We start from the raw sequence: 14533 nt of genomic DNA, 5'->3' as shown, positions 1-14533 counted from the left end.
AGTTTAAATGGGCTATTTGCTCTGTTTGAATTTTTCATTGCTGCCCCAATTAATTGTATGAAACGGTACTGTACCGAATAACTAAAATAACGAGTCATGATGACAATGAATACTTTGCCCTCATTAAACCGAATTATTCTTATCAATACCCATATGTCGGGAATTGTTGAACTTAAGCTAAATGGCCACACCAATATCTGTGGTACAAATGCGTCGGGAAAAACCACCTTACAACGCCTGATCCCAGTATTTTATGGGGAGTACCCCAGTCGAGTTGTGCCCGCCACTCGTGATAGTTTTGAGCGTTGGTATCTGCCTACTGAACAAAGTTTTATAATTTATGAATACATCCGTAGTGAAGATGAAACATGCCAAATGGTGTTGTCTTCTTCGGGTTCCGGTGTGGATTATCGATTGGTATCAAAAGCGTTTGATATCGAAGATTATGCGGCACCAAGCTTAACTGATGAACGTCATATCTTGACCGCTAAAGAATTAAGTAGAAACTTGAAGCGTGACGGCGTTATTTGTTCTCGAATTCTTAATACCAAAGAATTTAAAGCCATTATTCAAAACGACCGAGCCGTGTTGAGCAGTAATCGAGATTTACCAGGATTTGCTAGGCTCTTTAGTTTGTGCCAAGGCAGTGACAATCTTAGACATATTGAAAAATTGGCTAAAGCTGTACATTCAAAAGAAGGCAAAATGGAAACCATCAAAGCGATGGTTGCCGCTATTTTAGAAGAAGATGGTGTTCAGGCCGCAGAAAATAAAATAAGTCATAACAAAGTCGAAGAGTGGATCCGCGAAGTTAAGTTGGTTAAAGGGTTTGAAGACATTCGTCCAGAGTTTAATAAACTTGAAAAAGCCAATATTGAGTTTACTGAAGTGCAACAAAGGTTGTCTCAATTAAAACAGCAACTCAACAACGATTTAAGCAAAATTGGCCAAAAACTAGTTGAAGATGAAAGCTCCCTTGAACAGGCGATTGCGGACCTCAAAGTATTAGAACGTGACTGGAACGAGCAACGTGAACAATTGCAATCTGTTATCTCTGAAGCTAAAGGGGACATTGGCAAGTTAGAAACTGATTTAGACAATATTGAATCCGACTTTGAACGTTGGCAAGACCAAGATATTGAAACGTTAAAAGAAAACTTAGACCACCTTCCTCGATGGAAAAGCCAATTAGTCAATCACGAAGCTCGTTACACGTTATTAACCGAAAACCACCAAGATATTGAAGCAACTTATCATCGTCGTAAAAGCGAAATAAATGAGCGACATGGTCTTGAACTCACCGGTTATAATGAACAAAAAGAAGAAGTGCGCGAAGACTTGTCTGCCAAAAAATCAGAGCAGCAGGTGCAATTGTCGCAAAACGAACAGAAATTTAAGCAGCAAATTGCTGATGTGAATGCCGATTTTCAAGTCCGCATCCATAATGTGAACAATCAAATTACAGAATTGACTACACTCATCAACAATGTTGGCTTTACCGCAAACGAACAAAGTCAAATTGACATTTTAGAACATACGATCAAAGAAGCATCAAGTATCGAAGACGCAGTTCGGGATAAGGCCAAGCAGGCAGAAGGACAGTTGTTTGCAGCGAAACAAAATCGAGAGCAAGTAAATACAAAACTGGAACTCAGTCGCAAACAAGTCAGCAGTAAACAACGAGAAATTTCCGAGGTCGAAACCCTGTTGTATCCGGGCCAAAATACCTTATTGGAGTTTTTACGCCGGGAAAAAGACGGATGGGAACAAACAATTGGTAAGCTCATCCACCCTGATATGTTACAGCGTACGGATTTGCACCCAGCATTAACCGACGAGCAGTCAGCGTTATTTGGCGTATTATTGCAATTAGAGTCGGTGGCACAACCGGCCTATGCAGGAACAGAAATTGAACTAAAAGCCAAATTAGAAACACTGCAAAACCAATTGGGCGAATTGATTGAGGTCCAAGGCGATAATGAAGACAAACTGACCGAAGCGTCAAAGCAAGTGCGTAATGCTGAGTTAACGCTTGCAAAAATTCAGACCGAATTAAGCAATGCCGAACATTCACGTAAACGTTCTCAACAAGACAAAGAAGATGTGATTGCTGAATTTCAGCAGGCGCTACAGGTTCGTAAACAGTCAAATATTGACAAGTTAGCGCAGTTCAAAAACAACCTTCAACAAATTAAAGCACAGCAAGACGAAGTTGTAGAAGAATTAAATGACCAACAGCGTGAAGCAAAAATGGAACTGACATCCCATTGGCAATTGCTTATCGCCGATATCGAACATAAGTTAATGCAAATTGACGGTCATATTTCAAAGTGTAAATTGTCTGTTGCTGCTGAAATTAAAAGCTTAGACGCTTGGTTAAAAGATGAATTGGCAAACCGTGGTGTTGACGTTGACGAAATAGGGCAGTTAAAACGCGATATTTCTAAATTGTCAAAAGACATTTCAGCGACTGAAAAAAACAGTCATTTGGTTGCTGAATACAAACATTGGTATAACACTTACTACATGGGGCACAAGGTTAATTGGCAACAACAATTGACCGTAGCGAAAACCTTATTTAGCGATACAAAACGTCAATTAGATAAACAGCTACAAGAGTTTAAATCTAAAGGGGATGTCGGCCGCTCTAAACAATTGCATTTTGAACAAAGTGTAACTGATGGCAAGCGCCAGGAGTATGACGTACAACAACTCAGTAAATTATTGGCGAAACTCAATTTACCGGTTGCCACCATAGTGCAAGAAACGGGATCGATAGGTCAACGGATAAGCGAAGGGCAAACGTTATTGGTTAAACGCGAAGATCTATCAGCCGACATTAAAGCTTTTGTTGAACATTTTGACCAAAAAATTGCGGCGCAGTCAGGTACCGGTTTTTACGATACCTGGGAGCGTAGCCGTGCTGAATGTTCGTTTGTCAATGAGCAAGGTGTTCGTAGTTTAGATCACATCAGACTGGTTAAACATTTAGATCAGTTAATTAATGTCCTAATTCCACAAAAAGTCAGTGCGATACGAGAACAGGGGCGTATTTTTGGTTTAGCCTTATCTCAGTACTACAAAATATTAAAAGACGTTGAAGGCCAGATCAGTAACCAAAGTAAACGAATTAGCAAAGAAGTCGATGAAGAGCTGTTTTTAGATGGCGTGTCCGACTCAGCGGTTAAAATTCGATCTAAAATTTCAGAATTGGAGTTTTGGCCCGAGCTTCAACAATTTAACGAATATTACCGTGAATGGATTGAACAAGGTGCCCACGAATTACCAGGGGATGACTATGCTTTTAGCATGCGACGGGTTATTGAAATTCTAGGACGCTCCGCACTCACCGGTGGCATCAGTAAATTGCTCGACATCGAACTGCATATTCGCGAAGGTAATAGTGACCTAATCATCCGTACAGACCGTCAGTTAAACGAATCATCAAGTCATGGCATGGCTTATCTTATACTTTGTAAGTTCTTACTGGCGTTTACACGATTGCTAAGGGGGAAAAACCAAACCATCATACATTGGCCAATAGATGAACTTGGTACCTTGCACCAGTCAAATATTAAAAAGATATTTGATGCCTGTAAAAATAACAATATTTACGTGGTTGGTGCGTTTCCAAACCCAGAATCAGAGGTATTGACCCTATTTAAAAATAGATACCTCATTGATAAGCAGAAAAAACAGCTGCAAGTTGTTCTGCCGCAAATTAATACCATTAGTGAAAAACTTAAAGCTCGTAAACAGCAGGAGGAAAACGCATGATTACTGAACAAGGTCGAGTGTTAGAACTGTTGCTCAGTGGCGAATTTATTTGTCAGACGAAGGATGAAGATGCGTTTCGTTTTTTACAATCAAGTGCCAATAGATTATCGATTGAATCACAGTTACAGATTTTGAATCGTAACTTGTCGACCGCTGCTGACGGCGAAGTCTTTTTTGCGTCATATATCCTGTTGCAGGAAAATGAACGCAAGTTTTTATCGTCTCAATTTCAAGAAATTAGCAGTCATTTAATGCCGGTTGTTGAATGGTTGTTAATGGTCCAAGAGGCAATGGGAACAGACCGTCCACTAACTCAAGGTACGGTTATTCGTTTAAATGAACTGCAGTCAGTTGTTGAAGATACCCCAGCTTATGCAGAGCAGTTAGGTAAAATTTCTCGTTATGCGCTATTTGGTTCAAAAGCTGCCGAACTTGACGCTCAACTTAAGCTGATCTTTAAACGTTTGGTAGAAGTGGGTTATCTCATTCGCCCAAATCAAGATAAACAAATCTATACAGCAACAGGTAAAATCGATTACTTGTTTGACGTATTAAAATTTATTGACGAGACCGAGAATTTGTCTTTATCTGAACGTGCAGAAGATGCAATTTCACAGACTAAGTTAATTTAGTGGTGTCAGATGAATATTAATTTATTAAAAACCGGCACTACGTTATTGAATGCGTTAAGCAACCATTCAGAGTTGATCATGCAGGCGTATTTTACAGGCAATGTAAATGAAGCTGAATATTCACCTAAGGTTATTCAAAACTTAATTGATTTAAAAGTGTTATGGCGTCCAGATGCAGAAGTACAATTAAGACTGAGACCATCACTACGTACTTTGTTAGAAGAGAGTCTACAGGATGAACATAACAGACAAATAGACGCAAATATTGGTAATTTATTAGCAACACTTACGACTCAAGCAGAGCATTACAAAGAGTCAATTGCGAATCAAAGGTATCACGACGCAAAAGCGTATTTGGCTGATCTTACTGAGCATGTTTATACGTTGACGGAAACCTTATCCACAAACGTGCGCTTATTATGGTCACGAATTTCAAATGAGTTTGGTTATGTTGGTTCTGTTGACGCAAAAATTCGCGAAAATGAGTTAGCGCAAGGTCAAGTAACTGACATGCTAAACCAATTAAGTATGTTTCGTTTTGACGAATTGAGCCAGCTTGCGGGCAGTCAGCGTGAATTACGTCACTTATTAGTCATAACTTTACAGTCGAGCTTTGTAACGAGCACTCAGGAGTTGAGTTTAGTGCAAAGTAAGTTAATCGAATTACTTGGCCGCTTTAGAGAATTCCAAGGTCGAACACGATTGTTAAAAGGTTTTATGCTGCATATGGAGCAACAACCAGACTTCCAACCGAGTAATTACGGTGCGCTAAGTGATATTCCCGCGTTGTTTAATGTGGCTAATCCGGTTATCAAGCAAGCAGCAGTTGATGTTAATAATGTCGAGCACGAATTTGAATTGGTAAGCCTTGTTGGCCATATTAGGACGATTAATCGCCATTGGTTTAGCCAAGAAAAAACACAATCTGATGCTGTGCGAATAGAGCAGGAAACAGAAGTTACGTTATCAGATGACAAACTTAAGATGGCCGTGGAAGGTTATTTTTGTGATGTTATCGAGTCGGGTCAAAATATGACGGCGCTGGAGTATTATCAAAAAAATGATTTGGAATTTGATCCCGAAGCTTGGATTTACCAAGTCATCGGTGCGTATCATGGGCTGCCTGATCAAGACCGGCAATATCTTGAAATAGACCCCATTGGCCGACCAGATGATATTTTCATTGGTAATTTTTTAATCACCGATATTGAGATTGGATTACGTTAACAGGGTTTTTGGCGGTTAAAACACTTATTGAATATGTAAATTAATGTTCACTCTGCAGTCCATTATTTAAGTTATTTATTGTTGCGTAAATAATGGACATTTAGTGTGTTGTGATATAATTAAAGCTTCTACTCTAATATTTTTGGAAAATTAAGTCCTATGCCGGTTTCAGCCGCTTTTGTTTTGGTGATCATCATTTGGTCAACGACACCCCTTGGTATCGTTTGGAGCAGTGAAAGCATTCCACCAACCTTGTCTCTGTTTATGCGTATGGCAATTGCAGTGGTATTAGGCTTACCATTAATGAAATTACTCGGTATTAAACTCGATTGGCGACCAAAAGCCATCAGAGTTTATCTGTATTCTAGCCTAAGTCTTGCTATTGGTATGTTGTTTTGTTACCTCGCAGCAAGGCACATTTCAAGTGGCTTAATGTCACTCTCATTTGGTATCGCACCTATTTTGTCGGGCCTATTTGCTCAGCAAATTTTAAATGAGGCCCGGTTTACCCCAATTAAAATGATCGCACTGACGATTGCATTAGGCGGCCTCACCTTAGTTTGCATGGATAACTTATCTGTGGGCGAGAGCAGTCTTATTGGCTTTGCTTGCATTAGTGTCGGCGTCATCATGTTCAGTTTAAGTGGGGTACTGGTTAAAAGTGTTGATATTGATTTACATCCATTATCGACCACGATGGGGTCGTTAATTTTGAGTATGCCGATGTTTGTCTTATTTTGGTATGTGATGGACGGTCAGATCAATTATGAGCAATGGCAACCTAAGGCGATTGCGGCTGTCATCTATCTAGGTATATTTGCCTCATTGATTGGTTTTTTAGCCTACTTTTATGTATTGAAAAATTTACTTGCGAGTTCAGTCGCCTTAATCGTTATGGTAACGCCAGTTGTGAGCACCGGATTAGGTGTTTGGCTCAACGATGAACGTTTCTCAATGGGTCTCGTCATCGGGGGCCTGTTTGTTATTGTTGGACTCGGATTATTTCAATTTGGTGATAAATGGTTTAGAAGAAATAAATCGTTTGCACCGTTACCCATTTCTAAAAACTTATAATAATTAAAAAATAGGAACGCTCATGTTACCCATTGTTGATTTCCACGCGGAAGATGCCGCAGAAACGTTTGTAAAATCTCTGCACGAGACTGGATTTGGGGTTCTTAAAAACCATCCAATCCAAAAAGAGTTATTGCAATCGTTATACGATAATTGGGCTGGCTTTTTTAATTCTGACGAAAAAATAAAGTTTCAGTTTAATGTTGAGACCCAAGATGGCTTTTTCCCAACGTCTGTTTCTGAAACGGCAAAAGGCTTTAAAGTTAAAGACATTAAAGAATATTTTCATTTTTATCCATGGGGCCAAGCTCCTGAAGGGTTAAAGCAACAAGCTCAAGATTACTTTAGTCAAGCAAATGACGTTGCAGAAACCCTATTAAATTGGGTGCAGGAACATTCTCCGGCTGATGTTGCTGCCAAATATTCAGCGCCTTTGTCGTCAATGATTGAAAAAAGTGAACAGACCTTGTTGCGTGTATTGCATTATCCACCAATTACAGGTGATGAAGAGGTTGGAGCGATTCGTGCGGCGGCTCACGGTGACATTAATTTATTAACTATCTTGCCGGCGGCCAATGCAGGTGGATTGCAAGTACAACTCAAAGATGGCAGTTGGTTTGACGTTCCTGGTGATTTTGGCTGTATTATTGTTAATATCGGAGATATGTTACAAGAAGCTTCTGGTGGCTATTTTCCAAGTACAATCCACCGAGTGATTAATCCAGAGGGCGAAGACCGTTCTCGTTCTCGGATTTCATTACCGTTATTTTTGCACCCGAGACCAGATGTTGTCTTGTCTGAGCGTTATACCGCTAGAGAATATTTACAAGAGCGCTTACGCGAACTTGGCGTCAAGTAATCGTTTTTTATTAAGCGTTAATGCTCAGTAAACGCTAACGTCGCGACACATTAGCAACAGAAGAGACTAATAAAAACGCCCCGTATATGGATAACATACGGGGCGTTTTTGGGTTCTAACGATTGACTTTTAGTTTGTCATTACCAACCACATTGGCGGTGCATGTTTTGCTTATCTAACCATTCTTGAACGGGTTTGAAGTAATCAAGAACCGCAGTGGCATCCATTTTTCCGCTACCAGTCATGGCTTCTAGCGCTTCTTGCCAGGTTTTACTCGTTCCCATTTCTAACATTGCGTTTAACTTAGCACCTGCTTCTTTGCTGCCGTAAATTGAACAACGGTGAAGTGGTCCTGTTTCACCTGCGATTTCACACAATTCACGATGGAATTGGAATTGTAAAATATGCGCTAGGAAATAGCGTGAATAAGGCGTATTGGCCGGAATATGGTATTTAGAACCCGGATCAAAATCGGTCGCCGCGCGCGCTACTGGTGCGACAATACCTTGGTATTGTTCGCGCAGTTTCCACCAACCATCATTGTATTGCTCAGGAGATAACTCACCTGAAAATACTTGCCAGCGCCATTTGTCGACCATTAACCCAAATGGTAAGAAAGCGACTTTGTCCATGGCCATACGGATCAAAAATGGTAAATCACCAGATGCGTCAGGCTCTTCGTCGATTAAATCAATTTCTTTTAGATATTTTGGCGTAATTGATAAAGCAACAGTATCACCAATTGCTTCATGGAATCCGTCATTAGCGCTGTTTCGATATAAAACCGGTTGTTTTAAGTTGTAGGCACGTTGATAAAAGTTATGACCCAATTCATGATGAATAACATTAAATTCTTCACCCGTAGTTTGGATACACATCTTTATGCGGTAATCTGTAGGGGTTATGTCCCAGGCACTCGCATGACAAACGGCATCATGGTCAGTTGGTTGGTTGAACATGGATTTTTCCCAGAATGATTCTGGTAGTGGCTCAAACCCTAAAGAAGTGAAAAAACCTTCAGCTTGTTCGACCATTTTAATCGCGTCGTAATTATGTTCTTTTAATTGTTTAGTCACGTCAACGCTGGCGTTGCTCTTAGGACCTATAGCGTCGTATAAGTTACCCCAAGTTTGCGCCCACATATTACCCATCATATGCGCTGGAATTGGTCCCTGCGCCGGGACGACGTCATCACCGTATTTTTCGTTTAATTTTGCCCTAACATGACAATGCAGCGAATCGTATAATGGTTTTACTTGCAACCAAACACGGTCCATTTCCTGCTCAAACTCTTCTGGTGACATATCATAGTTGCTGCGCCACATAGAACCAACATCGTCAAATCCCAAATCTTTTGCCCCTAAGTTTGCGATTTCAACGAGGCGTTCATATTTTGGTTTCATCTGTGGAGATACTTTGCGCCAGTTAATCCAGCCTTCTAACATTTGTTGCGGATCATCAGAGGTCGCTAACATTTGACTAAGCTCGACCAAGTTAAATTTTTCTCCGTCAGGTGTTTGACCCGAACCATACATGGCACCAAGCTCACTTTCGATACCGGCAAGTTCTGAGGCTAATTCAGGTTTAGAGGCTGGCGCAGGGAGCGTTAAACCGAGTCTCAATAAATCAAGTTTGCGCTTGGTATCGATATCTAAGTCTAAATCTTTAAATTTTGCGGCGCCATTCGCCAAATCAATTTGCATCAATTTGTATTCTTCATTTGCTTTTGAAGCAATGTATTGGCTGTCTTCTGTAATGAAGGTTTGTGAAATCCATAATGCCTTACCCACGTATTCGCTGTTTTCTTTAATTCGTTTTTCCGCATTTGCGACATACAACTTAGCATCAGAGGCGGTAACAGTTTGTTCTGTTGAATTTGATGTATCGTTTTTAGCACCTGTGCAGGCACTTAATGAAAGTGCCATAGCACCACAAATTAATAACGATGAAGGTTTTAACTTAAACATACTGGAAGTGTCCTTTGGAGATTAATCTATACCTGAATTACGTTTTTAACTCAGACTTGTTGCTGAGGTTATCCAATCATTCAACAAACTTCAATTAAGATATAATTTAGTTCATTATGGACTATGTAACGCTACGGTATATTATAGCGACATAATATTGAGTAGATTCGCCAATTTTAGGTGTTATTTCTAAATGACAACGGAGTAATATGATGATTTTTAGACAGTTGTTTGATGTTCAATCAAGTACTTATACATATTTGTTAGGCGACTTAAGTAGTAAAAAAGCCATTATTATTGATCCAGTATTTGAACAAACTAATCGAGATAGTGCCTTAATAGAAGAATTGGGGTTAACACTGCAATATTCAATAGATACCCATTGTCATGCTGACCATGTCACAGCGAGTTGGCTGTTAAAGCAACGTTTTGGTTGTCAAATTGGCTCGGCAGCGGTGATTCAAGCCGAAAATACCGATCTTCATTTTACGCAAGGTGATGTCATTACCGTTGGAGACATTACATTGGAGGTAAGGGCAACACCTGGGCATACTGATGGTTGCTTAACTTATGTGTGCCATAGTGCTAAATTAGCTTTTACTGGCGATACCTTGTTAATTCGTGGTTGTGGTCGATGTGATTTCCAACAGGGCAGTGCAAGCCGACTCTTTGCATCGATCAAAAAACAAATTTTTACCTTGCCAGATGATTATACGTTATACCCTGCACATGATTACTCCGGTCGAACATCGACTTCTGTTCTGGAAGAAAAAAATCACAACCCTCGGATCGGTGGTTTGGCGAGTGAATCAGACTTTGTGGGTTATATGCAAAATATGACGCTGCCCCATCCTAAATATATTGATATTGCTCTACCTGCCAATTTAAAAAGTGGAAAAACAGATACGGATCTAAATTTGCCCACTTGGGCGCCTTTGACATTAACGTATGCGGGAATTTATGAAGTGTCGCCGCAATGGGTTGTTTGCTCGATGGAGAACATACAGTTAGTGGATGTGAGAGAGTTAGACGAAGTAACTATGCAAAGGGTTGAAGGGGCGATTGTTATTCCATTAGCGGAGCTAAAGGATAAATATCAAACATTGGATAAATCAACCCCTGTAGTGGCGTTATGTCGGTCTGGAAAGCGTTCTGCGCTTGCGGTAAATATGTTAAAGCAAAATGGTTTCGAGAAAGTTGCAAATGTAAAAGGTGGCTTACTTAATTGGGAGTTTGCTGGCTTGCCTATTTCCCATTAGCGCGTTGTTTTATCAGGGCCGGTTGTAACCGTTGTTATTTCGCCGTTTGGCTGACTATTTGCGCGGCTTTAAGCGCATTAATCATATCCGGAGTTTTCCGAATGGTTCGAACCGACTGAAACAAGCTTTGCGCTTGAGGATATTGTAGACGAATATAAACCAACCATTGTTTAATTCGATTTGAATAATATAAGCCTTTGTCGCCTTCAACCTGGTAATTGGAGTATCTAATGAGAAAGGTCATTAATTCTGACCACGGCATTTTCTCTTGAGTACCTTTTATCCAACTGGCCAAATTTGGTGTTGCAAGGGCACCACGTCCTAACATTAAGTCGTTACAGGTTGACTCTTTTAAACATTGTTTCGCATTTACTGGATCCCAAATCTCGCCATTAGCGATGACATTGCATTCGACAGATTGTTTAATCTTTGCAATCCAAGGCCAATAGGCTGGTGGTTTATAGCCCTCTGTTTTAGTTCTGGCATGTACAGCAATTTCTGTAGCCCCGCCTTCCGCTAATGCTTGAGCATTTTCGATGGCTAACGTTTTGTCTTCAAATCCAAGTCTCATTTTGGCAGTAGTAGGCAAATGGGCTGGTACGGCTTCGCGTACAGACTTCATTATTTTGTAAAGTGTTTCAGGTTCTCGAAGTAAAATAGCGCCGCCTTTATTTTTATTGACAAGTTTAGCAGGGCAACCAAAATTAAGGTCGATGCCCGGACTTCCTAATCGTGTCGCTACTGCGGCATTTTCAGCTAACCAATCGGGATCCTGGCCTAATAACTGGATACGTACAGACGTGCCGCTTGGCGTTTTACCCTGCTCGTAGAGTTCTGGACTGAGGCGGTAAAACACGCGGTCTGGCAACTTTTGGTCAACGATGCGAACAAATTCAGTCATGCACAAATCAATGCCACCCAATTGTGTGAGTAGGTCCCGCATAATATGATCGATAACACCTTCCATAGGTGCGAGTATGATCCGCATAACGCCTTACTTGCCATTCGATAAAGTGGCGCGCATTATACGCAGTAATTAACAATTGAAAATAGGGTTCAATGAATGGAATACGTACATACGATGGTGAGAGTCCAAAATTTAGAGCAATCAATGCAATTTTATTGTGACGGACTGGGGTTAAAAGAAGTATCAAGAACTGACAATGAAAAAGGCCGTTTCACGCTTGTATTTTTAGCCGCCCCGGATCAACTCGAAGAGGCAATGGCCACCAAAAAGCCAACTATAGAGCTTACCTATAATTGGGATCCAGAAGCGTATACTGGTGGACGTAACTTTGGGCATTTGGCATTTCGTGTCGATGACATATACGCTTTATGTCAACATTTAATGGATTTAGGCGTCACGATTAACCGTCCACCACGTTGCGGACACATGGCATTTGTTCGTTCTCCCGATGGCATATCAATTGAACTTATCCAAAAAGATGGGTATTTACCTCCAAAGGAACCTTGGCTTTCTATGGCAAATACAGGCAGCTGGTAATCTTTACTGAGCAAACAAAAAGAAGCGGTGCCCTTTATCCCAATTTACAATTTATCGACGTTAGGTTGGGCGTATGTTAGTCACCGCATTGCCAACAAAATTCAAAATTGCCGCCATTGTTTTCTCCACACTCCTGGCATTGCCAATCATCTTTATCGGCTAAAATTGTTTTTTCTAGTTCGACACATAATTGTCGCGCATTATCAGCAAATTGATTTTCGATGGCCCAAATTTGTGGCCAACTTTCATTTACTGGGATTTCCCCGACGGTAGCCATAGCAAATTCGTTTTTAACTAAAAACTTTATATTAGCCTCTGAAAGCATCGCTTTATATGGCTCGAGTTCAATATTATTGCTGGCAGTGAATATTTTTTTCATTCATTAATTTCCTTAAATGGCACCTACACTATGGAATAAACAAAAAAATCTGCCAAGGTTTAAAACAAATAATGCGAGAAATGCCTGAAATCCGTATAATACCGTCAACTTGAAAGACGAGAGACAATAATGCAACTGTTTGTAAACGATCTAACTGTAATTGATTTTTCTTACTTATGTACCAAAAGAGGCATGGTAGGTGAAAGTTGGATAGTAGACCTTACGCTACATGGCGAACTAGACGAGCAAAATATGGTGCTTGATTTTGGCAAGGTAAAAAAACAAGTAAAGCGCATTATTGACGATACTGTTGACCATAAATTGGTTATACCTTCAGAATTTTCTGGGTCAAAAATTGAACACGTAGAAAACACTGATTACATTCGTGTTGAATTTATCGACGACGTTGGCCAACGTATAGCAATTTCTAGCCCCCAAGATGCTTACTGTTTTATCGACTCCAGTGATATAACAATGGATGATGTGATCACGCATTTAGCCTCGGTGATAAAACCGCAATTGCCGGATAATGTTAAAAAAGTAGAACTGTCACTGCGCCCTGAAGATATCAGTGGATTTTATTATCACTATACCCATGGATTAAAGAAGCATGACGGGAACTGCCAACGTATCGCTCATGGTCACCGTTCAAAAATACAAATTTTTGAAAATGGCATGAAAAGTCCACGATTAGAGAAATTATATTCGTCACGCTGGGAAGACATTTATGTTGCCACATCCGAAGATGAAGTTAACGCAAATGAGCTTGAATTGATCACGGCAACGGCATCGCAACGAGCCTTTAAATATGAATCTTCTCAGGGCAAATTTGAAATTGCACTGGAAAGCAATCGTATTTATGTGATGCCAATTGACAGTACTGTTGAGCTTATAGCCCAATATTTAGCAGAAAAGTTAAAATCTGAAAACCCAAACAATGAATATCGTGTCGTCGCCTATGAAGGTGTCGCAAAAGGAGCGATTGCAAGTGCGTAGTGTAATTGTATGGATACTTAGTCTTATCTGCCTGGTTAACTTAAATGTTAATGCAGTTGAACCACAGGTAAAACTCACTGGCAACCTGATCCAAGGCGGCTTAGTTTATGCCATCACTGACAAAGAATTAGTGAAGGCCAAACTTGGTTCTGTTGATTTGCCTTTATACAATGATAAACGCTTAGTGGTTTTTGGGTTTGGTCGAGACGCTGAACCTGTTGATATTTTGTCGCTGGAATTTGCTGATGGCACTTTGTTTAATCAAAATTTGTCCATCGAATCCAGAGAGTACGATATAGATAAGGTGAATGGCGTCGCGAGTAAATATGTAAGCCCTCCAAAAGAAGTGTTATCTCGTATTAGTCAGGAAGCCGGATTAGTTAAAGCTGCTCGCGCTAAAATGACATACCGACTGGATTTTATCGAAGATGTCATTCAACCGGCTAAAGGCCGAATAAGTGGTGTGTATGGTTCTCAGCGAGTTTTTAATGGGGTGCCAAAACGACCACATTTTGGACTTGATATCGCTGCACCTACAGGGAGTCCTGTTGTCGCGCCGTGGAGTGGAACAGTGGTTTTAGCTGAACCTGATTTATATTATTCAGGTGGGACGTTAATAATAGATCACGGCATGGGGATTACATCAACGTATATTCATTTAAGCAAAATTGATGTTGCGGTTGGAACTGTTGTTGAACAGGGTGAAAAAATTGCAGAAATTGGCGCTACGGGTCGGGTAACCGGTGCTCACCTAGATTGGCGTTTAAATTGGTTTACTCGGCGACTCGACCCACAGTTACTTTTGAAATAGCGTAAACGGCCTCAATCGAATACACAAAAAAACGTTACTGCATCTAAT

The 14533-nt window shown here is 40.4% G+C and carries 12 protein-coding genes; 9 read left to right on the top strand and 3 right to left on the bottom strand.

Annotated elements, in window-relative coordinates:
* Positions 1-99 precede the first annotated feature (99 nt).
* The 5 genes from Q4575_RS12075 (at position 100) to Q4575_RS12055 (ending at position 7569) form a co-directional block, all read left to right on the top strand.
* Positions 100-3777 carry an ATP-binding protein gene (locus Q4575_RS12075; protein ID WP_303523079.1) on the top strand — a complete coding sequence of 1226 codons (3678 nt, stop codon included), beginning with the start codon at positions 100-102 and terminating at the stop codon, positions 3775-3777.
* The gene (locus Q4575_RS12070) at positions 3774-4409 is read left to right on the top strand and encodes a hypothetical protein (protein ID WP_215962324.1); all 636 of its coding nucleotides are present in this window, start codon (positions 3774-3776) and stop codon (positions 4407-4409) included. The genes Q4575_RS12075 and Q4575_RS12070 overlap by 4 nt, the downstream gene beginning before the upstream one ends.
* 9 nt (positions 4410-4418) lie before the next feature.
* On the top strand, positions 4419-5636 hold the full coding sequence (locus Q4575_RS12065; RefSeq protein ID WP_272179826.1) for a phosphoenolpyruvate carboxylase: 1218 nt from the start codon (positions 4419-4421) through the stop codon (positions 5634-5636).
* A gap of 159 nt (positions 5637-5795) precedes the next feature.
* A complete protein-coding gene (locus Q4575_RS12060) occupies positions 5796-6710 on the top strand; it encodes a DMT family transporter (RefSeq protein WP_215962326.1) in 915 nt (304 codons plus the stop codon).
* A gap of 22 nt (positions 6711-6732) precedes the next feature.
* Positions 6733-7569 (top strand): isopenicillin N synthase family oxygenase, encoded by an 837-nt coding sequence (locus Q4575_RS12055; RefSeq protein WP_303523078.1) that lies wholly within the window; start codon positions 6733-6735, stop codon positions 7567-7569.
* 140 nt (positions 7570-7709) lie between these two features.
* Here Q4575_RS12055 and Q4575_RS12050 read toward each other — a convergent pair whose 3' ends face one another.
* Positions 7710-9536, bottom strand: a complete 1827-nt coding sequence (locus Q4575_RS12050; protein WP_303523077.1) for a M2 family metallopeptidase — start codon at positions 9534-9536, stop codon at positions 7710-7712.
* A 209-nt stretch (positions 9537-9745) separates the two neighbouring features.
* On the opposite strand from Q4575_RS12050, the gene Q4575_RS12045 reads away from it, so the two are divergent.
* Positions 9746-10795 (top strand): MBL fold metallo-hydrolase, encoded by a 1050-nt coding sequence (locus Q4575_RS12045; RefSeq protein ID WP_215962329.1) that lies wholly within the window; start codon positions 9746-9748, stop codon positions 10793-10795.
* 34 nt (positions 10796-10829) lie between these two features.
* Here Q4575_RS12045 and Q4575_RS12040 read toward each other — a convergent pair whose 3' ends face one another.
* The gene (locus tag Q4575_RS12040; RefSeq protein ID WP_303523076.1) at positions 10830-11783 is read right to left on the bottom strand and encodes a tRNA-dihydrouridine synthase; all 954 of its coding nucleotides are present in this window, start codon (positions 11781-11783) and stop codon (positions 10830-10832) included.
* 75 nt (positions 11784-11858) lie between these two features.
* Here Q4575_RS12040 and Q4575_RS12035 point away from each other — a divergent pair, with 75 nt between their 5' ends.
* On the top strand, positions 11859-12299 hold the full coding sequence (locus tag Q4575_RS12035) for a VOC family protein (protein ID WP_303523075.1): 441 nt from the start codon (positions 11859-11861) through the stop codon (positions 12297-12299).
* Between the two features lie 76 nt (positions 12300-12375).
* On the opposite strand, the gene Q4575_RS12030 is transcribed toward Q4575_RS12035, so the two are convergent.
* A complete protein-coding gene (locus Q4575_RS12030) occupies positions 12376-12678 on the bottom strand; it encodes a DUF2007 domain-containing protein (protein WP_303523074.1) in 303 nt (100 codons plus the stop codon).
* 129 nt (positions 12679-12807) lie between these two features.
* Between Q4575_RS12030 and Q4575_RS12025 the strand changes: the two genes are divergently transcribed.
* Together Q4575_RS12025 and Q4575_RS12020 are read left to right on the top strand one after the other, a co-directional pair.
* Positions 12808-13674, top strand: coding sequence for a 6-carboxytetrahydropterin synthase (locus tag Q4575_RS12025; protein WP_215962333.1), 867 nt, complete (start codon positions 12808-12810; stop codon positions 13672-13674).
* Positions 13667-14485: a M23 family metallopeptidase gene (locus Q4575_RS12020; RefSeq protein WP_303523073.1), complete on the top strand. Its 819-nt coding sequence runs from the start codon at positions 13667-13669 to the stop codon at positions 14483-14485. Before Q4575_RS12025 ends, Q4575_RS12020 begins: the two co-directional genes overlap by 8 nt.
* Positions 14486-14533: the final 48 nt, after the last annotated feature.

The sequence above is a fragment of the Psychrosphaera sp. 1_MG-2023 genome (assembly GCF_030548245.1).
Lineage (GTDB): Bacteria > Pseudomonadota > Gammaproteobacteria > Enterobacterales > Alteromonadaceae > Psychrosphaera > Psychrosphaera algicola.
This window is presented reverse-complemented; position numbering and strand designations above follow the sequence as displayed.